This is a genomic window from Spirillospora sp. NPDC052242 (assembly GCF_040679555.1).
Lineage (GTDB): Bacteria > Actinomycetota > Actinomycetes > Streptosporangiales > Streptosporangiaceae > Spirillospora.
In genome coordinates this window covers 104,772-125,705 of the sequence record NZ_JBFAUZ010000027.1, presented here as the reverse complement: position 1 = coordinate 125,705, position 20,934 = coordinate 104,772, and the positions used below count along the sequence as shown (strand labels likewise).

19 protein-coding genes are annotated in these 20,934 nt (G+C 73.9%); 6 read left to right on the top strand and 13 right to left on the bottom strand.

All coding sequences use genetic code 11. The annotated features are described in order from the left end of the window. Nucleotides 1-88: 88 nt before the first annotated feature. From AB0L25_RS22930 to rimP, 12 genes are all read right to left on the bottom strand, one after another. Nucleotides 89-2,422 carry a polyribonucleotide nucleotidyltransferase gene (locus AB0L25_RS22930; protein ID WP_500174681.1) on the bottom strand — a complete coding sequence of 778 codons (2,334 nt, stop codon included), beginning with the start codon at nucleotides 2,420-2,422 and terminating at the stop codon, nucleotides 89-91. Between the two features lie 343 nt (nucleotides 2,423-2,765). After that, a complete protein-coding gene (rpsO, locus tag AB0L25_RS22925) occupies nucleotides 2,766-3,035 on the bottom strand; it encodes a 30S ribosomal protein S15 (RefSeq protein ID WP_026405490.1) in 270 nt (89 codons plus the stop codon). Nucleotides 3,036-3,264: 229 nt separating this feature from the next. After that, the gene (locus tag AB0L25_RS22920) at nucleotides 3,265-4,263 is read right to left on the bottom strand and encodes a bifunctional riboflavin kinase/FAD synthetase (RefSeq protein WP_500174672.1); all 999 of its coding nucleotides are present in this window, start codon (nucleotides 4,261-4,263) and stop codon (nucleotides 3,265-3,267) included. Between the two features lie 158 nt (nucleotides 4,264-4,421). Beyond that, a complete protein-coding gene (gene trhA / locus AB0L25_RS22915; RefSeq protein WP_500174671.1) occupies nucleotides 4,422-5,102 on the bottom strand; it encodes a PAQR family membrane homeostasis protein TrhA in 681 nt (226 codons plus the stop codon). 129 nt (nucleotides 5,103-5,231) lie between these two features. Then, entirely contained in the window at nucleotides 5,232-6,104 is an 873-nt protein-coding gene (gene truB, locus AB0L25_RS22910; RefSeq protein WP_500174670.1) for a tRNA pseudouridine(55) synthase TruB, read from the bottom strand. 58 nt (nucleotides 6,105-6,162) lie between these two features. Then, nucleotides 6,163-7,356 (bottom strand): DHH family phosphoesterase, encoded by a 1,194-nt coding sequence (locus AB0L25_RS22905; protein WP_500174669.1) that lies wholly within the window; start codon nucleotides 7,354-7,356, stop codon nucleotides 6,163-6,165. Beyond that, nucleotides 7,353-7,856, bottom strand: coding sequence for a 30S ribosome-binding factor RbfA (rbfA, locus tag AB0L25_RS22900; RefSeq protein ID WP_500174668.1), 504 nt, complete (start codon nucleotides 7,854-7,856; stop codon nucleotides 7,353-7,355). Before rbfA ends, AB0L25_RS22905 begins: the two co-directional genes overlap by 4 nt. Before the next feature lie 55 nt (nucleotides 7,857-7,911). Then, on the bottom strand, nucleotides 7,912-8,208 hold the full coding sequence (locus tag AB0L25_RS22895; protein WP_500174680.1) for a DUF503 domain-containing protein: 297 nt from the start codon (nucleotides 8,206-8,208) through the stop codon (nucleotides 7,912-7,914). A gap of 451 nt (nucleotides 8,209-8,659) precedes the next feature. Next, a complete protein-coding gene (infB, locus tag AB0L25_RS22890) occupies nucleotides 8,660-11,737 on the bottom strand; it encodes a translation initiation factor IF-2 (RefSeq protein ID WP_500174667.1) in 3,078 nt (1,025 codons plus the stop codon). A gap of 140 nt (nucleotides 11,738-11,877) precedes the next feature. Further along, nucleotides 11,878-12,201, bottom strand: coding sequence for a YlxR family protein (locus tag AB0L25_RS22885; protein WP_500174666.1), 324 nt, complete (start codon nucleotides 12,199-12,201; stop codon nucleotides 11,878-11,880). Next, nucleotides 12,167-13,288: a transcription termination factor NusA gene (gene nusA, locus AB0L25_RS22880; protein WP_500174679.1), complete on the bottom strand. Its 1,122-nt coding sequence runs from the start codon at nucleotides 13,286-13,288 to the stop codon at nucleotides 12,167-12,169. The genes AB0L25_RS22885 and nusA overlap by 35 nt, the downstream gene beginning before the upstream one ends. A 25-nt stretch (nucleotides 13,289-13,313) precedes the next feature. Next, nucleotides 13,314-14,012 (bottom strand): ribosome maturation factor RimP, encoded by a 699-nt coding sequence (rimP, locus tag AB0L25_RS22875; protein WP_500174665.1) that lies wholly within the window; start codon nucleotides 14,010-14,012, stop codon nucleotides 13,314-13,316. A gap of 234 nt (nucleotides 14,013-14,246) precedes the next feature. Between rimP and AB0L25_RS22870 the strand changes: the two genes are divergently transcribed. From AB0L25_RS22870 to AB0L25_RS22860, 3 genes are all read left to right on the top strand, one after another. After that, nucleotides 14,247-15,224 carry a ferritin-like domain-containing protein gene (locus AB0L25_RS22870; RefSeq protein WP_500174664.1) on the top strand — a complete coding sequence of 326 codons (978 nt, stop codon included), beginning with the start codon at nucleotides 14,247-14,249 and terminating at the stop codon, nucleotides 15,222-15,224. Between the two features lie 91 nt (nucleotides 15,225-15,315). After that, a complete protein-coding gene (locus tag AB0L25_RS22865; RefSeq protein WP_500174663.1) occupies nucleotides 15,316-15,738 on the top strand; it encodes a hypothetical protein in 423 nt (140 codons plus the stop codon). Between the two features lie 77 nt (nucleotides 15,739-15,815). Continuing rightward, entirely contained in the window at nucleotides 15,816-16,871 is a 1,056-nt protein-coding gene (locus AB0L25_RS22860) for a TRM11 family SAM-dependent methyltransferase (protein WP_500174662.1), read from the top strand. 1 nt (nucleotide 16,872) lies between these two features. Here AB0L25_RS22860 and AB0L25_RS22855 read toward each other — a convergent pair whose 3' ends face one another. Further along, a complete protein-coding gene (locus AB0L25_RS22855) occupies nucleotides 16,873-17,571 on the bottom strand; it encodes an HAD family hydrolase (protein ID WP_500174661.1) in 699 nt (232 codons plus the stop codon). A gap of 103 nt (nucleotides 17,572-17,674) precedes the next feature. Between AB0L25_RS22855 and AB0L25_RS22850 the strand changes: the two genes are divergently transcribed. From AB0L25_RS22850 to AB0L25_RS22840, 3 genes are all read left to right on the top strand, one after another. Next, a complete protein-coding gene (locus AB0L25_RS22850) occupies nucleotides 17,675-19,234 on the top strand; it encodes a hypothetical protein (RefSeq protein WP_500174660.1) in 1,560 nt (519 codons plus the stop codon). 28 nt (nucleotides 19,235-19,262) lie between these two features. After that, nucleotides 19,263-19,535 (top strand): hypothetical protein, encoded by a 273-nt coding sequence (locus tag AB0L25_RS22845; protein WP_500174659.1) that lies wholly within the window; start codon nucleotides 19,263-19,265, stop codon nucleotides 19,533-19,535. A 126-nt stretch (nucleotides 19,536-19,661) separates the two neighbouring features. Next, entirely contained in the window at nucleotides 19,662-20,816 is a 1,155-nt protein-coding gene (locus AB0L25_RS22840; RefSeq protein ID WP_500174658.1) for a lysylphosphatidylglycerol synthase transmembrane domain-containing protein, read from the top strand. Nucleotides 20,817-20,934: the final 118 nt, after the last annotated feature.

Genomic DNA, 20,934 nt, shown 5'->3' with positions numbered 1-20,934 from the left:
CGGGTCGCTCACCCCGACGCCGGGGAACTCGAGGACGTGGCTGCGGAAGTACCGCCGGGCGGGCGGGCCGGTCGGCCGTCGTGCGCGGTCAGGAGTTGCGCTGGGCGGCGTCGTCGCCGCCGCGGCGGGTGCGGCGGCGGCGCGGGGCGCGGCGCTCGCCGTCCTCGCGGTCGCGGCTCTCGCCGTCGCCGTCGGCCTCGGCGGGCGCCTCGGCGGCCTCGCCGTCACCGTCGCCGGCCTTCTCCGCGGACTCCCGCTCGATCACGTCGACGGGGACCAGCGACAGCTTGCCGCGCTGGTCGATCTCGGTGACCTCGACCTGGATCTTCTCGCCGACGCCGATGACGTCCTCGACGTTCTCGATCCGGGCGCCGCCGTGCAGCTTGCGGATCTGCGAGACGTGCAGCAGGCCGTCCTTGCCGGGCAGCAGCGACACGAACGCGCCGAACGTGGTCGTCTTGACGACGGTGCCGAGGAACCGCTCGCCGACCTCGGGCATGTGCGGGTTGGCGATCGAGTTGATCGCCTGCCGCGCGGCCTCGGCGGACGGGCCGTCGGTGGCGCCGACGTAGATCGTGCCGTCGTCCTCGATGGTGATGTCGGCGCCGGTGTCGTCCTGGATCGAGTTGATCATCTTGCCCTTGGGGCCGATGACCTCGCCGATCTTGTCGACCGGGACCTTGATGGTGATGATCCGCGGCGCGTTCGGGCTCATCTCGGCGGGCGCCTCGATGGCCTCCTGCATGACGTCGAGGATCGCCAGGCGGGCGCCCTTGGCCTGCTTGAGCGCGGCGGCCAGCACCGAGGCGGGGATGCCGTCGAGCTTGGTGTCGAGCTGCAGCGCGGTGATCAGGTCGCGGGTGCCGGCGACCTTGAAGTCCATGTCGCCGAAGGCGTCCTCGGCGCCGAGGATGTCGGTGAGGGTGACGTACTCGCCGCCCTCGTGGATCAGGCCCATCGCGATGCCCGCGACCATCTGCTTCAGCGGGACGCCGGCGTCCAGCAGCGACATCGTGGACGCGCAGACCGAGCCCATCGAGGTGGAGCCGTTGGAGCCGAGGGCCTCCGACACCTGCCGGATCGCGTAGGGGAACTCCTCGCGGGTCGGCAGGACCGGGATCAGGGCGCGCTCGGCGAGGGCGCCGTGCCCGATCTCGCGCCGCTTCGGCGAGCCCACCCGGCCGGTCTCACCGGTGGAGTAGGGCGGGAAGTTGTAGTTGTGCATGTAGCGCTTGGTGCGCTCGGGGTTGAGCGTGTCGATCATCTGCTCCATACGGAGCATGTTGAGCGTGGTCACGCCGAGGATCTGCGTCTCGCCGCGCTCGAAGATCGCCGAGCCGTGCACCCGCGGGACGACGTGCGCCTCGGCGGTGAGCTGGCGGATGTCCTTGGTGCCGCGGCCGTCGATGCGCAGCCCGTCCCGGACGACGCGCTCGCGGACGAGCTTCTTGGTGACGGCGCGGAACGCGGCGGAGATCTCCTTCTCGCGGCCCTCGAACCGCTCGGCGAGCTTCTCGGCGGCGGCCGCCTTGATCTCGTCGAGGCGGGTCTCGCGCTCCTGCTTGCCGGCGATGGTGAGCGCCTGCGCGAGGTCGCCGCCGACGGCCTCGGTGACGGCGTCGAGGGCGTCGTCCTGGTAGTCCAGGAAGACGGGGTACTCGGCGGTCGGCTTGGCGGCGACGGCGGCGAGGTCGCTCTGCGCGCGGCACAGCACCTTGATGAACGGCTTGGCGGCCTCGAGGCCCTCGGCGACCGTCTCCTCGGTCGGGGCGGCGGCGCCCTCGGCGACGAGCTTGAGGGTGTCGCGGGTCGACTCGGCCTCGACCATCATGATCGCGACGTCGCCGTCCTCGAGGACGCGGCCGGCGACGACCATGTCGAACGTGGCGCGCTCGAGTTCGGGGTGGGTGGGGAACCCGACCCACTGGCCGTCGATCAGCGCGACGCGGACGCCGCCGATCGGGCCGGAGAACGGCAGCCCGGCCAGCTGGGTGGACATCGAGGCGGCGTTGATGGCCACGACGTCGTACAGGTGGTCGGGGTGCAGCGCCATGATCGTCTCGACGACCTGGATCTCGTTGCGCAGGCCCTTGGCGAAGGACGGGCGCAGCGGCCGGTCGATCAGCCGGCAGGTGAGGATCGCGTCCTCGGAGGGACGGCCCTCGCGGCGGAAGAACGAGCCGGGGATGCGCCCGGCCGCGTACATCCGCTCCTCGACGTCCACGGTCAGCGGGAAGAAGTCCAGGTTGTCCTTGGGCTTCTTCGACGCGGTGGTCGCCGACAGCACCATCGTCTCGTCGTCGAGGTAGGCGACGGCCGAGCCGGCGGCCTGGCGGGCCACCCGGCCCGTCTCGAAGCGGATGGTGCGGGTGCCGAACGTGCCGTTGTCGATCACGGCCTCGGTGCTCTGCGCTCCGTCGATGCGCACGGCTTCTGTCACGGGAAACCTCCTCAGGTTCCGGTTTCGGTCCTCGCGGCCGTTTCCCGTGGCTTGTCACGCTGCCGGTCTTCGATCGAAGCACCCGGATCCCGTGCCCGCCGACGCGGGCGGATCGGATCCGGAAGCCACTACCGAGGACCGGCCCGCACCAGCGGTGTCCGCGAGGCTTTCTCTTCGGTTTTACGGCCGGTCCGGCCGGTGGGCCGGACGGGCGCGTGGTGCGCCGGGGCGGCCCGTCCGCCGGCCCCGGCCCGGCCGGGGGCCTCGACGGCCCGGCCCGGCCATAAAAGGAAGGGAGTGGCCCGATGGCCACTCCCTCACACCGCTAGCGGCGCAGACCGAGACGCTCGATCAGCTTCCTGTACCGGTTGATGTCCTTGTTGGCGAGGTACTTCAGGAGCCGACGACGCTGGCCGACCAGCAGCAGGAGGCCGCGGCGGCTGTGGTGGTCGTGCTTGTGCTCCTTGAGGTGCTCGGTCAGATCGGTGATGCGCCGGGTCAGCAGCGCGACCTGGACCTCCGGAGACCCGGTGTCACCCTCAGTGGTCGCGTACTCGGCGATGATCTGCTTCTTCGTGGCGGTGTCGAGCGACACGTGGCTCCTTCGTAAGGTCGTCACCCGCAGATCCCGGCCCGGAAACGGGCGGACGGGTCCGCATGGTGCGTCATTGAGAGATGTGGCGAGCCGCATGAGGGTGCAGCCAGCCGCACCGGGGCCCTTCCCGGCGATTCTTCACCGTACCATGCCGGGACGACGCACCGTCACGGTCCGGGTTCCGCATGATCACGGAGGGTGCGGCGCGCGTCCCGCCCCGCGCGGGACGTCAGCCGGCGGGCGTCCCGGACCCGTCGCCGGACGTCGCGGACGTGTCGCCGGACGCGTCCGAGGTGATCTCCCGGGCCCGGTCGACGTCCCGGTGCATCTCCTCGACGAGCGCGTCGATCGAGTCGAACTTGAGCGTGTCCCGGATGCGGGCGGTGAAGTCGACGCCCATGTGCTCGCCGTACAGGTCGAGGTCGTCGCGGTCGAGCGCGTACGCCTCGACGGTCCGCTCCCCCGCGCCCTCGAACGTCGGGTTCGTCCCGATGGAGATCGCGGCGGGCCAGCGGAAGCCCGGATAGCGGTCGGAGTCGCAGACCAGCCAGCCGCCGTAGACGCCGTCGGCGGGGATCGCGGTGTTCGGCAGCGTCTCCAGGTTCGCGGTCGGGAAGCCGAGCGCCCGCCCGCGGCGGTGGCCGCGCACGACGACGCCCTCCACCCGGTGCGGACGGCCGAGCGCCTCGGCGGCGGCCTCGACCTCGCCCGCCTCCAGCCGTTCCCGGATGGAGGTCGAGGAGATCGTGTCGCCGTCCGCCACCAGCGGGACGCCCTCGGCGGTGAAGTCGTACTTGCCGCCGAGCTCCTGCAGCAGCGCGATGTCGCCCTTGGCCTTGTGCCCGAACCGGAAGTCCTCGCCGACGATGACGTGCGCCGCGTGCAGCCGGTCCACGAGGACCTGCTGGACGAACTCGTCCGGCGGCGTCTTCGACAGGTCGAGCGTGAACGGGACGACCACGACCGCGTCGGTGCCGAGGCCCTCGAGCAGCTCGATGCGGCGGCCGGTGGTGGCCAGCAGCGGCGGGTGGGTGCCGGGCCGCACGACCTCGTCCGGATGCGGATCGAAGGTGATCACCACCGAGCGCAGCCCGCGCCGCCGGGCCTCCTCGGCGGCGGCGCCGACGATCCGCTGATGCCCGCGGTGCACACCGTCGAACACGCCGATGGTGACCACCGAACGGCCCCAGTCGGCGGGTACCTCGTCGAGGCCATGCCAGCGCCGCACCATGCTCTCCCTGCGTAGGACGTATCCGTCCGGTTCATGTCTGCCCGGTTCTTGCCGTCGCCATAAAGGGTGCCATGCGTCCCGAGCCGACGTCGTGGGAGGGGCGTCCTAACGCGGGTAAACGCGGGTGAACGCGTCCGGAGCGCGCGCGGGGCGGGTCAGCCGGACTGGTACACGACCAGCGAAACCGCGATGTACTGGAGGACGTACGCCACGAGCGTGAACGTGTGGAACACCTCATGGAAACCGAACCAGTTCGGGAACGGGTCGGGGCGGCGCAGCCCGTAAACGACGCCGCCCAGGCTGTAGCAGACGCCGCCGACCGCGACCAGGACGCACGCCGCGAGGCCCGCGCCCTCCAGGAACTGCGGCATGAAGAACACCGCGACCCAGCCCAGGACGATGTACAGGGTGACGTAGAGCGCGCGCGGGGCGCCGATCCAGGCCGTCCGGAACACGACGCCGGCGATCGCGCCCGTCCACACGGTGGCCAGGACGGCGATGCGGACGCCGCCGTCCAGGGCCACGACCGCGAACGGCGTGTACGTCCCGGCGATGATCAGGTAGATGTTCGCGTGGTCGAAGCGGCGCAGCACCTCGATGACCCGGTGGGAGCGCTGCCGGTGGTAGGTGCCGGAGATGCCGAACAGCAGCCCGGACGCCGCCACGTACACCGCCGAGGCCAGCCTGGCCTCCGTCGTCGGGCCGAGCGCGACCAGCACGAGCCCGGCGACCAGGACGGCCGGGAACGCGCCGATGTGCAGCCAGCCGCGCAGCCTCGGGCGGGTGGGGGATTCGACGGATGTGCTCGCGGTAGGGTCGCTCGTCGCCGTCGCCATGGGCACCTCCTGCTATGACCATGCCACAACAAACTTACGGTTACGTAGGTTACGCCACCGTAGGTTGATTCGCACCGGCGCCCCGGCGTGACGATCGACACGGCCCGCCGCGGGCGTGCCCCGAGCCCGTCAGGGAACGAAGACCGCCAGAGGCTTGGCCGCGCGCCCCTGCTCCTCGACGAGCGCGAGCAGCGTCCCGTCCGGCCCGAACACGCCGACCGGGCCCGGGCCGAGCCCGGCCGCCGGGAGCCGCCCCCCGTGCGCGACCTTGCGGGCGTCGTCCGCCGACACGTCCCGGCGCGGGAACGCCGCGGCGACCGCCTCGTTCATCGGCAGGATCTCGAGGTTCTCCGCCAGGTCGTCCAGGGTGCGGGCCATGCCGAGGTCGTAGGGGCCGACGCGGGTGCGGCGCAGCCGGGTCAGGTGCCCGCCGCAGCCGAGGGACGCGCCGAGGTCGCGGGCCAGCGCGCGGATGTAGGTGCCGGACGAGCACGCGACCGACGCGTCGACGTCGATCAGGTCGCCGTCGCGCCGGACGCCGGTGACGGCGAAGCCGTGCACGGTCACCGGGCGGGCCTTGAGCTCGACCTCCTCGCCCTTGCGGGCCATCTTGTACGCCCGCTCGCCGTTCACCTTGATCGCGCTGACCTGCGGGGGCACCTGCTCGATGCGTCCCGTCAGCGCCGCGACGCCCGCGTGCAGCGCCTCGTCCGTCACCGCCGCGGCGGACGCCGACGCGGTGATCTCGCCCTCGGCGTCGTCGGTGTTGGTCGACTGCCCGAGCCGGATCGTCGCGTCGTAGCCCTTCTCGGTGAGGGCGAGGTGCCCGAGCAGCCGGGTCGCCTTCCCCACGCCGAGCACGAGGACGCCCGTCGCCATCGGGTCGAGCGTCCCCGCGTGCCCGACCCGGCGGGTCTTCGCGAGCCGCCGCATGCGGCCGACGACGTCGTGCGAGGTCCAGTCCGCCGGCTTGTCGACGATGACGAGCCCCGAGTTCTCCACGCGCGCTCCGATTCCAGGGCCGGGGTCCCCGGCCGGGTTCGACTGGTGGGCCGAAGGGTCAGGACGGGACGGCCTCGCCGGGCGGGCGCAGCGCGCCGCGCAGCCGGTCGATGATGACCGCGGGCTCCCCGGCCGTGGTGAACGCGGCCGCGGTCCGGTGCCCGCCCCCGCCGAGCCCGACGCAGGCGCGGCCGACGTCCACCGCCCCCTTGGAGCGCATGGACACGTACCAGTCGCCGTCGTCGTTCTCCTTGCACACGACCGCGACCTCGGCCTCGTCGGTGCGGCGGAGCTGGTCGATGACGCCTTCGAGCTGATCGTAGGGGACGTCGCGCGCGTCCCGGTCCGCCCGGGCGATCGTCGTCCACACCAGGCCCCGGCCGCCGGCGGCGTCGCGCTCCAGCCGGGCCCGCGCGAGCGCGCCCGCGAGCACCTGCAGGTAGCCGAACGGCGCCCGGTCCCACAGCTCGCGGCTGACCGCCTCGGGACGGACGCCCGCGGTGAGCAGCCGTCCGGCGAGGTCGTGCACCTCCGGGGTGGTGCACGGGTACTTGAACGAGCCCGTGTCGCTCGCGAGCCCCGCGTACAGGTTCTGGGCGATGTCGCCGTCGAGGGGGACGCCGAGCCGCCGGATCAGCTCCTCGACCAGCACGGCCGTCGCGGCGGCGTCCGGGTCGACCAGCCGCACGCCGCCGAACCCGGTGTTGGACGCGTGGTGGTCGACCACGATCAGCGCCCCGGCCCGGTCGGCGTGCCCCGCGAGGGACCCCAGCCGGGCGCGGCCCGCCGCGTCCAGCGAGATCATCAGCCGGGGCGACGCCGGCAGCCGCCCGGGCTCCACGAGCAGCTCCTGGCCGGGCAGGAACCGCAGGATCCCCGGGACGGTGAACGGTTCGCCGAACGACGCGAGGGACCGCTTGCCGAGCGAGCGGAGCGCCCGCGCGAGCGCGAGCATGGAGCCGAGCGCGTCCCCGTCCGGGACGACGTGGCACGCGAGCACGACCTCGTCGGCCGCGCGGATCAGCTCGAGCGCCTTCTCCCATTCGAGGTCGCCGGAGCCGTCGCCGGCGTCCGGGGCGGTCTCTCCGGACGGGGCGGCGCCGTTCCCGGCGAGGGGCACCGGATCGTGGCCGGGGCCCGCGTCGCCGTGGCCCGCCCGGTACCCGCCGGCGACGTGCGACGGCCACTCGTGCGACGGCCACTCGTGCGACCACGCCGCCGGTGCGAGGGCGCGGTCATCGGCGGCGCTCACGACGGCGAACGCCGGGACGAGCCGTCCTCGCCGTCGAACCCGGGCTCGTCGTCGTCGAGCTCGTCGTCCGGCTCGCCGTCGGCGGCGGGCTCGCGGTACGGGTTGGCGTCCCCGGCGTGCGCGGCGCCCTGCGCGGCCCGCGCGACCTCGGCGTCCCGCGCGCGCGCCTTCGCCAGCAGGTCGTCGATGTGGGCGGCGTTCTCCATCAGGGAGTCCATGACGAAGGTGATGCTCGGCGTGTGCCGGATCCCCGTCTGCTTGCCGACCTCCGAGCGGATCACGCCCTTGGCGCTCTCCAGCGCGGCCGCCGTCTCGGCGCGCTCGCCGTCCGACCCGTACACCGTGTAGTACACGGTGGCGTCGCGCAGGTCGTTGGTGATGCGGGTGTCCGTCACGGTCACGAAGCCGAGCCGCGGATCCTTGATCCGCCGTTCCAGCATCTCGGCGACGATCTGCTGGATGCGGTCGGCGAGCTTGCGCGCGCGAGCTGCGTCCACCATGATCGCACTCCCTTTCTATGGTCCGGCGAGGGCCGTGTCCCGGCCGCCGGCCGGATCAGTCCTCGTCATTGAAGAGCCGCTGCCTGGCCGACAACAGCTCGATCTCCGGCCGCCCGAACACCAGGCGCTCGCACTGCTCGAGCACCTGGGTGCAGTTGGCCGCGGTGCCCGAGACCACGGCGATCCCGATCTCCGCCCGCCGGTACAGGTCGTTGTCGCCGGTCTCGGCCACGGCCACGCCCGGGAAGTGCTTGCGCACCTCGGCGATGAGGGGCCGGACCACGGACCGCTTCTGCTTCAGCGACCGGACGTCCCCCAGCAGCAGGTCGAGTGTCAGTGCACCCACGTACACCTGATCGATCACCTCGGGATCTCTCAAAAGTGGAACGACGGCGATCGGCCGCCGTGTTCCCGGCCGACCTCCGCCTTCGGCGGGGGGCGGGACCGGGTATGACAGACGCCAGGCTATGAGATGAGCCTGGCGCCATGTCACCGTTTTTCCGTCGAGCGCCCCGGACCGTCACGTTTCACTCACCCCACCGGCGAGCCAGCACCGCGACCCGGGTGAGGGCCCGAGCCGTCCCGCATCGCCCGCAGGGACGGCAGGACGGGACGCCCCGTCCTTCGTCCCCCGTCTGCGGGGCGGCGCCGGACGCCGTGGCCCTGCGATCACCGCGACGGGAACGCAGGGGCGGCCTGAGTGGATTCCGCGAGCGGGGGCCGATCCGGGGACGGCCGCCCGTCCGGACCCGTGGGTCCGGACGGACGGCCGGCCGTTCGGCTTCCGGGCGTCGCCGGGCGCCTCAGTCGCGGGGCTTCTCCCGCATCTCGAAGCACTCGATGACGTCGCCGAGCTTGATGTCGTTGAAGCCCACGCCGATACCGCACTCGAAGCCCTCGCGGACCTCGGTCGCGTCCTCCTTGAAGCGGCGCAGCGACGACACCGTGAGGTTGTCGGCGATGACCACGCCGTCGCGGACGAGGCGTGCCTTCGCGTTCCGCTGGATGTGGCCGGAGGTAACCATCGAACCGGCGACGTTGCCGATCCGCGGCACCTTGAAGATCTCGCGGATCTCCGCGGTACCGAGCTGGACCTCCTCGAACTCCGGCTTGAGCATGCCCTTGAGGGCCGCCTCGATCTCCTCGATCGCCTGGTAGATGACCGAGTAGTACCGGATGTCGACGCCTTCGCGGTCGGCGATCTCCTGTGCGTTCCGCTCGGGCCGCACGTTGAAGCCGATGATGACCGCGCCCTCCTCGGACGCCAGCGACAGGTTGACGTCGTCCTGCGTGATCGCGCCGACGCCGCGGCGGATGATCCGCAGGCTGACCTCGTCGCCCACGTCGATCTTGAGGAGGGAGTCCTCCAGCGCTTCGACCGAACCGGACACGTCGCCCTTGAGGATGAGCAGCAGCTCTTCCCGCTTGCCCTGCTGGAAGTCCTTGAACAGTTCCTCGAGGGAGCTGCTCTTGCGGCTGCGCAGCAGTTCGGCGTTGCGCTTGCGGGCGACGCGCTTGTCGGCGATCTGGCGGGCCACCCGGTCGTCGTCGACGACCAGGAAGTTGTCGCCCGCGCCGGGCACGGCCGCGAGGCCGAGCACCAGCACCGGACGGGACGGGCCCGCCTCCTCGACGTTGTTGCCGTTCTCGTCGAGCATCGCCCGGACGCGGCCGTTGGCCACGCCGCAGACGATCGAGTCGCCGACCCGGAGCGTGCCGCGCTGCACCAGCACGGTCGCCACGGCGCCCCGGCCCTTGTCCAGGTGGGCCTCGATGGCCGAGCCCTGGGCGGGCATGTCGGGGTTGGCCTTCAGGTCGAGCTCGGCGTCGGCGGCCAGGATGATCGCCTCGAGCAGCCCGTCGATGTTCGTGCCCTGCTTGGCGGACACGTCGACGAACATGGTCTGCCCGCCGAACTCCTCGGCGACCAGGCCGTACTCGGTGAGCTGCGCCCGCACCTTGTTCGGGTCGGCGCCCTCGACGTCGATCTTGTTGACCGCGACCACGATCGGCACCCCGGCCGCGGTGGCGTGGTCGATCGCCTCGGTCGTCTGCGGCTTGACGCCGTCGTCCGCGGCGACCACCAGCACCACCAGGTCGGTGGTGTCGGCACCGCGGGCACGCATGGCGGTGAACGCCTCGTGACCCGGGGTGTCGATGAAGGTGATCTTGCGCTCTTCGCCGTCGACCTCGGTCTCGACCTGGTAGGCGCCGATGTGCTGGGTGATGCCGCCGGCCTCGCCCGCCTGCACGTTGGCGTGCCGGACGGCGTCCAGCAGCTTCGTCTTACCGTGGTCGACGTGGCCCATGACGGTGACCACGGGCGGACGCGCCTGGAGGTGCTCCTCGCCGCCCTCGTCCTCGCCGTACTCGATGTCGAACGACTCGAGCAGCGCGCGGTCCTCGTCCTCGGGGCTGACGACCTGGACGTCGAAGTCCAGCTCGAGCCCGAGCGCCTGCAGGTCGTCGGGGTCGACGGACTGCGTCGCGGTGACCATCTTGCCGAGGTGCATCATGATCGCGACGAGCGACGCCGGGTTGGCGCCGATCTTCTCGGCGAAGTCGGTCAGCGAGGCGCCCTGCGGGAGCCGGATGGTCCGGCCGTTGCCGCGCGGGGCCGAGACGCCGCCGACGGCGGGCGCCTGCATGTTCTCGAACTCTTGACGACGCGCCCGCTTCGACTTGCGCCCGCGTGCGGGACGTCCGCCGGGACGGCCGAACGCGCCTTGCGTGCCGCCGCGACCGCGACCGCCGCCGCCGGGCCGGGGACCGAACCCCGGACGGCCGCCGCCACCGCCACCGCCGCCGGCGCCGCCGCGCGGACCGCCGAAGCCGCCGCCGGGACGACCGCCGCCACCGCCGCCGCCGGGACGACCGCCGCCGCCGGGGCGTCCGCCGCCGCCGGGACCGCGACCGCCGCCGGGGCCGCCGCGACCGGGGGCCGCGGGACGCGAGGACGGCATGTTCATCGGGCTGGGCCGCGGGCCGCCCGGACGGGGCGGCATGCTGCCCGGGTTCGGGCGCGGGCCGCCGGCACCGGGGGCGCCGCCGGGACGCGGGCCCGGACGCGGGCCGCCGGCCGGACCGCCGTCACGGGCGGGACGGTCGCCGCCCGGCCGCGGGCCGGGACGCGGGCCCGGCTTGGGCGCCTGGCCCATGCCGCTGGCGTTGGAGCTGAACGGGTTGTTGCCCGGACGCGGGCCACCGGGGCCGCGGCCGCCGCCCGCGGGGCGGGGGGCGGGACGCGGGCCCGGCTTGGGCGCGCGGGGACCCGGCTTCGGGCCGCCGGCCGGGCGTCCGCCGCCCTGGCCGCCGGGACGCTCACCGCGGTCGGTGCGCTCGGTGCGCTCGGTGCGCTCGGTGCGCTCGGTGCGCTCGGTGCGCTCGCCGGCCGGCGGGGCGCTCGGGCCCTGCGCGGCGGCCGGAGGCGGCACCTGCTGGCCCGGAGCCTGCTGGCCCGGGACCTGCTGGGTCGGCGCCGGCGGGACCGGCGGGCGCGGGCCCGGCTTGGGCGCGCCCGCGGGACCGGGCTTCGGCGCGGCCGGACGCGACGCGCCCTGGCCGGCGGGACCACCGGGTCCACCGGGGCCGGGACGCGGGCCCGGACGCGGACCCTGGGAAGATCGTCCGTCGCCGGCGGGCGGACCCGGACGCGGCGCGGACGGGCGCGGCCCCGAAGGCTTCTTCGGTGCGGCGCGCCTGTCCCCCTGCTTGGAGGAAGAACCATTCTGAAAGGCTTCGGTAAGCCTGCGTACGACCGGCGCCTCGATCGTGGAGGACGCCGAACGGACGAACTCGCCCATCTCCTGGAGCTTGGCCATGACGACCTTGCTCTCTACTCCGAACTCCTTGGCGAGCTCGTATACCCGGACCTTGGCCACTGCACTCCCTACTCGGTCCGGGGGTGCGGCCTCCGGACCGTCGCTAACTTGCCGTACTCATCGCGGCGTGCTCATCGAGCGCTCATAGCAATCTCGACCTGCTTCCCGACTAGACGTCGCTTACCGTTCGGCCATTACGTTCAGCCATCCTGCTGCCGCGCGGCCCGCTCCGCAACCCGCGCCCGCAGCACACCGGCGTCGAGCGGCCCCTGAAGGCGGAACGCCCTGGGGAACGCCCGACGTCGCTCTGCGAGCTCGAGGCATCCCGGATCGGGGTGCAGATGCGCGCCCCGTCCCGGCATCCGCCCGCGCGGATCGGGGACGATCACGCCCTCGACCACCACCAGGCGGAGCAGGTCGGACTTGGCCGTGCGAGCCCGACAGCCCACACACGTACGCGTGGGGGCCGCCCGGCCGCTTTTCAAGAGTCTACCGCGCCGAGGCGTCGGCGGGACCTGTCGCATGGTCTCCTGACGTAGAAGATCCGGATCCGCCGGGCCCGGCGGCCTTGGGGGGCGTTTGCGACCGGGCGCCGCCGCGGTCGTCCGGCTGCGGCCGGCCCTGCCCGCGGGCGTCGGCGCCCCCGGCGGCCTCGACGGGCTCGGTGTCGGACCGGATGTCGATCCGCCAGCCGGTGAGCCGGGCCGCGAGCCGGGCGTTCTGCCCTTCCTTGCCGATGGCCAGCGAAAGCTGGTAGTCGGGCACGATCACCCGGGCGACCCGGGCGTCCGCGTCCACGACCTCGACGTTCGAAACGCGCGCGGGCGACAGCGCATTCCCGACGAACTCGGCCGGGTCCTCCGACCAGTCCACGATGTCGATCTTCTCGCCGTGCAGCTCGGTCATCACGTTGCGGACGCGCCCGCCGACGGGGCCGATGCAGGCCCCCTTGGCGTTCACGCCCGGCTTGCGCGACCGCACCGCGATCTTGGTGCGGTGCCCGGCCTCGCGGGCGATCGCCGCGATCTCCACCGTCCCGTCGGCGATCTCTGGGACCTCCAGCGCGAACAGCTTGCGCACCAGGTTGGGGTGGGTGCGCGACAGCTGCACCGACGGGCCGCGGTGGCCCTTGCGGACCTGGACGACGTAGGCGCGCAGGCGCTCGCCGTGCCCGTACCGCTCCCCCGGCACCTGCTCCTGCGGCGGCAGCACCGCCTCGATCTTGCCCAGGTCGACCAGGACGTTCCGCGGGTCCTTGCCCTGCTGGATGATGCCGCTGACGATGTCGCCCTCGCGGCCCGCGTACTCGCCGAACGTCAGCTCGTCCTCGGCGTCGCGCAGCCGCTGCAGGATGACCTGCTTGGCGGTGGTCGCGGCGATCCGCCCGAACCCGGTCGGGGTGTCGTCGTACTCGCGGAGGGCGGTGCCCTCCTCGTCGGTCTCGGTGGCCCAGACGGTGACGTGCCCGGTGGTGCGGTCAAGCTCGACGCGCGCCCGGGGCGCCGCGCCCTCGGTGCGGTGGTAGGCGATCAGCAGGGCGTCTTCGATGGCCTTCACGGCCACGTCGAGCGAGATGTCCTTCTCGCTCTCCAGGCCCCGCAGGGCGGTCATGTCGATGTCCACGAGGTTCCCCCCTCTAGTCCGGCTCAGCCGGTGAACGCGATTCCTCGGCCGCCGCCCCGGGCGGAGGAGCCTTGAACTCCACCTGGACGCGGCCGCGCCCCAGCTCGCCGAGGCCGAACCGGCGCCGCCGGACGCCCGGCCCGGCGGTCTTCGACCCAGCGGACGTACCGCCGCCGCCCGCGCCGGCTCCCTTCTTCCGGCGCGGCTCGGCGACCTCGATCTCGACGGCCTCGTCGTCGGCCGCGACCACGCGGCCCTCGACCTGCCCGCCCTCCGCCAGCGGCGCGACGACCAGCCGGCCGACGGCGCGGCGCCAGTGCCGCGGCTCGGTGAGGGGCCGGTCGACGCCGGGCGAGGTCACCTCGAGCACGTACGGGGATGCGCCCATGACGTCGGAGCCGTCGAGCAGCGCGGAGGCGGCCTCGCTCAGCCGGGCGATGTCGTCGAGCCCGACGCCGCCGTCGGCGTCCACGACGACCTTGACGAGCCGGCGCCGGCCCGCCGGGCGGACGTCGAGGTCCTCGAGGTCGAACCCGGCCCCGGTCACGGCCGGTTCGAGGAGGCGCCGCAGCTCGGCGGCGGCGACGTCGCGGGACGGGCGCGCCGCCGCGTCGGGGCGGCGCTCCCGGCCGCTCCCCTCGCGGTCCCCATGGGCGCGGCCCCTGCCGGGGCGGCCCCCGCGGGCCGGGCCTCCGCGGGACTCGACGCTCATGGCCCCTCCTCGTGTTGTCCTGATGTCAGCGCGTGTCCGCCGACCCTTCAAGACTATCGACAGCCGGACACCGCAGCGGTCTTTCGGACAGGTCACCGGCGCGGCGGATGTGAAATGCTGGTACCGGCCCGCCGGCGGCGTCGCGGCGACCGACCCCGCGGGCCTCCCCTGCACATCCGGATGCGCGCGTTCCCGTGCGCATCACCGCCCACACCATCCGGTGAGGAGACTCCCTTGCCACAGGCCGTACCGCGCGGCGGCGTGCGGCGCCGGGCGCTGCTCGGGGGCGCGCTCGTCCTGCCGCTGCTGTCCGGGTCGCTGACGGGGTGCGCCGCCGAGGCCGCGGCGCCGGTGCGCGGGATGCCCGCGCTGGTGCGCGCCATCGCCGCCGAGCAGGACCTCATCGCCTCCTACGAGGCGGCCCGCGCCGCGATCCCCGGCCTCGCCGGGGAGATCGACCCCGTCCTGGCGCGGCATCGCGAGCACCTGCGGGTGCTGAAGGAGCATCACGTGCCGGGTTCGGGCGACCGGCGGCACGAAGGCGGGCGGATCCCGTCGCCGAGCGCGCGGCCCGTCCCGTCCGGACGCGACGCGGCGCTCGCGGCGCTGCGCCGCGCGGAGGGCGAGGCGGCCGTGGCGCGCGCCGCCGACACGGCGCACGTCGAGCCGGGGCTCGCGCAGCTCCTCGCGAGCATCGCGGCCTGCGAGGCCGGGCATGCGCGGACGGTCGAGGGCGAACCGGCGCCCGTCCCGGCCGGGTCCGGCGCGCCCGCGCTGCAGGACGCGCTGGCCGCCGAGCACGCGGCCGTGTACGGGTACGGGGTGCTCGGCGGGCGGCTGACCGGCGACCTGCGCGCGACCGCGAAGGAGATGTGGGACGGCCACCGGTCGCGGCGCGACGCGCTGCTGTCGATCATGACCGCGGACCCGGTCGCCGCCGCGCCCGCCTACGAGCTGCCGGTGCGGGTCACCGACGTCCGCAGTGCGGCCGTGCTCGCGGCTTCGCTCGAGGACGGCGTCGTCCCCGGCTACGTCGCGCTGGCGGGGGCCCCGGCCCCGGACCTGCGGGTCTTCGCGGCCGACGGGGCGCTGCGGGCGGCGGGCCGGGCCGCGCGCTGGCGGGCCCGGGCGGGGGCGGCCGCTCCGGCGGACGCGTTCCCCGGGCTGCCGGACTCCGCGCTCGCGCCGCGTCCCGTCCCCGGCGATCGGTGAGTGATCTTCCACACTGCGGGGAACCAACCGGCCCGGAACGGGCGTTGCACTCTGTGCCACTGGACCACTCGGGGGAGGAGCCCAGAAGAGCATGACCACTCCGCACAACGGCGCCTCGAGCGCCCTCGACGAACTGCGGGCCGCCTACCATGAGCAGCTCAACCGGCTGGCCGCCGAGCGCGACGAGGCCCGCCGCAACGCCCGCCGCGCGCAGGCGCAGGCCGACGTGGCCCGCGCCGACCTGGCGAGCCTGAAGAGCCGCGTCGCCGAGCTGCTGAACGCCGCGTCGCGCCACCTGCCCGACCTGCAACCGCTGGAGGCCCCGCCCGCCGAGCCGGCGGCGCTGGACGTCCCGGGCGCCGGCGCGCGGGACGACGCCCGGGGCGACGGTCCCGCCGGCGACTCCACCGGCGAGATCCCGACGGTCGAGGGCCGCGTGGTCCAGGCGCCCGACCTGCCGTCCGCCCGTCAGCGCACCGCGCGTTCGAAGCGGCGCCGCATCGGAACCGCCTGACCTGCGCCCGGGCGGACGCCCGGGATCGGTGTTCGCGCCGGGCTCGGGCGGTGGGCTGCGCTGTTAGGCTCGTGCGAATGACCGCGTACGGCCTTCTCGTCTCCCCTTCGCACAACCGGGTCTACTCGCAGGCCGCCGCCGAACTGGTGCGGGCCGAGCTCGCGGTGTTCGGTGAGCGGGCGCTCGGCGGGCGGGTCCGCGACATCGGGGAGACGTCGATCGGCGGCGTCGCCTACGTGACGTTCGAGGCCGACGAGCTGGGCCCGCGGGACGTGCGGCTGCTGTCGAACCTGTCGTCGCTGTACGCGCTGTTCGAGCTGCGGGACGGCGGCCTGCTGAGGCCGGTGACGGTCGAGCCGCTCGACCTGTTCGGCAGCGACCTGCTGACGATCCAGAAGTACTCGGGGAAGACGAACGAGCACTTCACGAAGCTGCTGCTGAACGTGACGGCGATGGCGACCGACTCCCCCGCGGACCTGGTGGCCGGACGGCCGCGGGTGCTGGACCCGATGTGCGGCCGGGGCACGACGCTGAACCAGGCGATGATGTACGGGTTCGACGCGGCCGGGATCGACCTCGACGGCAAGGACTTCGACGCGTACGCGGCGTTCATCAAGACGTGGCTGCGCAACAACCGGGTGAAGCACCAGGCGGAGGTGTCGAACATCCGGCGCGAGAAGTCGGTGGTGGGGCGGCGCCTGCACGTGACGCTCGGGGCGACGAAGGAGCGGTACAAGAGCGGCGAGACGATCGACATCGAGGTGGTGAACGCCGACTCGCTGCAGGCGGGGCGGTTCTTCAAGCCCGCGTCGTTCGATCTGATCGTGACGGACGCGCCGTACGGCGTCCAGCACGCGAGCCGTCCGAAGGGCGGGCGGCCGGGGCGGCGGCAGGAGCTGTCGCGGAGCCCGGTGGAGCTGCTGGCCGCCGCGGTCCCGGAGTGGGCGCGGCTGCTGCGGCCGGGCGGCGCGATCGGGATCTCGTGGAACACGTTCGTGGGGCGCCGCGAGGAACTGGCGGAGATCCTCGCCGGGAGCGGCCTGCGGGTGGCGGAATCCGAGCCGTACCTGCGGTTCCGCCACCGCGTCGACCAGGCGATCTCCCGGGATCTGATCGTCGCCGCGAGGCCCTAGGTCACCACGCGTCGAGGTGCGGGAGCAGCTCGTCGAGCCGGTGGATGAGGGCGTCGGGGGGCGCGAGGCCGGGCCGGGTGAACGCGTGGGTGGTCTGGTGGTGGATCTGGACGGCCCGGAGCCCGGCCGACTTGGCCCCGTGGACGTCGTCGTAGGGGCGGTCGCCGACGAAGACGCAGGACGCGGGGTCGGGGACGCCGACGGCGTCCATCGCGGCGCGGAACGCCTCGGCGTGCGGCTTGGTCCAGGGGATCTCGCTGGAGTAGACGGCGCCGTCGAGGAGGTCGAGGACGTCGTCGCGGGCGAAGACGCGCTCGTGCCAGTCGCGCCCGCACATCGTGTTGGACAGGACGCCGATCTTGATGCCGCGGTCGCGGAGGGCGCGGAACAGCCCGGGGACGGCCGGGTCGGTGAGGGTGTGCGGGGTCCAGGTCTCGAAGTGGGTCTCCAGGAGCGCCTCGGTGAGCTCCAGTCCGGCGTCCGCGCGCTCGAAGACCTCGGCGAGGGTGGCGCTGCGGTGCTCTTTCTCGCCGCGCCGCCACAGCTCGAGTTCCGCCTCCAGCAGCGCGGCGGCGACCCGCTCGACGTCGTCGGCGGGCAGGTGGGCGGTGCAGACGGCGCGCCACATGTCGCCGAGGTCGATGTCGTGCCACGGGGTCAGGGTGCCGCCCCAGTCGAAGATCACTGCTTTCACGGCCATGCGGGGATGGTAACCATCCGGGCGGTCGGAACGATCATATCGACGATGCGGTGAACGTCCCCGGCGGCGCGAACGGGGCGACGTCCTGACGAGGAGTTGCCCGATGCGCAGAGCTTTGCTCGCGGCCGTGCTTCCCGTCGCGCTGGCGGCGGCGCTGCTGCCGTCCGCGGCGGGCGCGGACCCGATTCCCGACGGCCCCGGCACGGGGCTCGTCCCGGAGTTCGTCGGCGGGCCGGCGACGCCGCGGCCGCTGCCCGGCGACCCGGTCCCGGCGAACCCGCACATGGGCCCGGTCGGGAAGTCGTCGATGCACGCGGACAGTTACGCGTCCGACACCTACCCGTTCCTCGGGCCCCTGGGCCGGAACCCGGAGGTCCTGGACGAGGCGAAGGGCGGCGGGCTCCCGGGGCTGTGCTCGACGGTGACGTTCGCGAAGAGGAGCGGGCTGATCGTCGCGCAGTGCACGCGGGGGCAGAACTTCATGCTGCGGCTGATCGATCCGCGGACGCTGGAGGATCTCGCGACGTTCCGGCTTCCGCCGCGTCCGTCCACGGTCGAGGCGGTGTTCTCGCTGAGTCTCGACAAGGTCTTCACCGACACGTCCGGCGGGGCGTACTACTACCTCGACCCGCAGGACCGCGCGGTGCTCGCCGACTCCGAGTTCCACCTGCGCCGGTTCGCCCACGAGAAGGGCCCGGACGGGCGGTGGCGGTTCGAGGTCGTCGACGACTGGGACCTGAGCCCGTACCTGCCGCACGACTGCGCGACGTGGACGAACCCGTGGCCGAAGGGCGAGTGCGACCCGATCACCGCGGTCGGGCCGGACTGGACGGGCCTGATCTGGTGGGTCACGCGGGGCGGGCGCATCGGCACGGTCGATCCGGACACCGGGACGGTGCGGGTGACGCGGCTGGCGGGCGGCGAGCAGATCCAGAACTCGTTCGCCGCCGGCGAGGACGGCGTCTCGATCGTGTCCGACCACGCGCTGTACGCGATGCGGGCCGACGCGACCGGCATGCCGCGAACCGTCTGGCGCGAGACGTACGACCGGGGTTCGGGCCGCAAGCCGGGGCAGATCGACCAGGGGTCGGGGACGACGCCCACGCTGCTCGGCGACGCGTACGTGGCGATCACCGACAACGCCGACGACCGGATGAACGTGGTCGTGCGGCGGCGGGACGACGGGAGCCTCGTCTGCACGGAGCCGGTGTTCGGCAGCGGGCGGAGCGCGACGGACAACTCGCTGGTCGGGTACGGCGACAGCCTGTTCATCGAGAACAACCACGGCTACCGCAACTTCTTCGAGCTGCCGCCGGGCGGCTCGACGACGGGCGGGCTCGCCCGCGTGGACGTCGACGCCGACGGCGAGGGCTGCCGCACCGTGTGGACGAGCGCGGAGCGTTCGCCGTCGACCGTCCCGAAGGTGTCGGTCCCGGCCGGGCTGCTGTACGTGTACACGAAGGAGCCGCGCCGCGACCTCGTCGACGCCTGGTACCTCACGGCGGTCGACGTCCACAGCGGCCGGACCGTCTACAAGGTGCTGACGGGGACGGGCAAGTGGTTCGACAACAACTGGGCGCCGGTCACGATCGGCCCGGACGGCACGGCGTTCGTCGGCGTGGTCGGCGGGCTCGTCGCCGTCCGGGACCGCCCGGCCGCATAGGGCGCCGGGCTGCGGGCACACCGGGGGCATGAGGCAGCGCAACCCTGGAGAGGACAGAGATTTCCGCGACGACATGGACGACATGGGCGACGACGAGCAGGCCGAGGAGATCGCCCTGACCGAGCAGTACGTCCAGGATCCGCCCGCGGACCACGTCATCGAGGAACCGGACCAGGACCGGGACGGCCTGAGCGTCGCCGAGTACGACGAGCAGGCCGCCCGGCCCGGCGAGGACGAGCGCTGGCCCGACCGGGACGGCCCCGCCGAGTCGGACGCGGTGAACCCGACGAACCGCCCCTGAGGCGGGGCGCCCCCCGCGGCGGGCCGTCCCCGGGACGGGTCCGCCGGTTCCGCATCCGGCCACCCGGGAATGTCCGACACCGACCGTAAGTTCGCACCGTAAAACGATCTTGCGGGGTGAGCGGGCATGGAGCGGGTGGTCGCGGAACGTCCCCGTGCGCGGTGGCGGCGCGCGGGCGTCGCCGTCCAGTGGGCGCTGGCGCTCGGCGCCGTCGCGGCGCTCGTCCTGAACCGCGACCGGCTCCCCGATCCGGGGGCGCTGCGGGCCGCCGCCGAGCGGGCCGATCCGCTGTGGCTGGCCCTGGTCGTGGTGGGCGGGGCGGCGTCGATGGGCGCGTTCGCCCGGTTGCAGCGGCGGCTGCTGCGCGTCGGCGGGCTGCGGATGTCGCTGCGCCGCGCCTTCGCGATCACCTACGCGGGGAACGCGCTGTCGACGACCCTCCCGGCGGGCCCGGCGGTGAGCGTCGTCTACACGTTCCGGCAGTTCCGGCGGGGCGGTGCGCCGGCCCGGCTGGCGACCGCGGTGATCCTGGCGGGCGGCGTGATCACGACGTCGGCGTACACGGCGATCGGGGCGGCGGCGCTGCTGGCGGAGCCGCGCTCGCGCGGGCCGGTGCTGGCGGCGCTCGCCGTCCCGGCCGCGGCGGCGCTGCTCGCCGCGCCCGTGCTGCTGCGGCCGGGCGCGCGCCGCGCGGCGGCGGAGGCGCTGCGCCGGGCGGGCGGCAAGGTGGTCGCGCATCCGCGGCTGGCTCCGCACGCGGAGCGGGCGGCGGCCGCGCTGGCCGAGGCGCGGGACGTGCTGCGGCCGACCGGGCGCGACTGGGCGGTGCTCGCCGCGCTGGCGGTCCTCAACTGGGCTTTCGACATCCTGGCGCTGTTCGCGGCGGCTCACGCGGTGGGGATCGCGGTGCCGCCGCACGGCGTCGCGCTCGCGTACTTCGCGGCGCAGGCGGCGGGCAGCGCGCTGCCGGTGCTGCCGGGCGGGCTCGGCGCGATCGAGACGAGCATGGCGGCGGCACTGGTGGCGCTCGGCGCCGGGCTGGCCCCGGCGGTCGCGGCCGTCGCGCTGTACCGGCTGGTGTCGTACTGGGCGGTCGTCGCGGTGGGCTGGGCCGCGTGGATCGCGCTGCGCGAAGGGCCGCGGGTGTCCGCGCGGACCCGGGCGCGGCTGGCGCGCGCGGGCCGGCTGGTCCTGGACGGCCTGTGCGCCGCGTCGTCCGGGACTGCGCTCGGCATGCGCTACGGCGCGGCGGCCACGCCCGCCGACCCCCGCCGCCGCTGAGCACGGTGGAGATTTAAACCCAATTGTCGTCTATATGCCGCTTAGTGCGGTTTTCTCTGGCGGAGGGCCGGGCAGGGCGGCCTGCGTACAGGCCGGCACGGCACTCGAGCGCACCGGC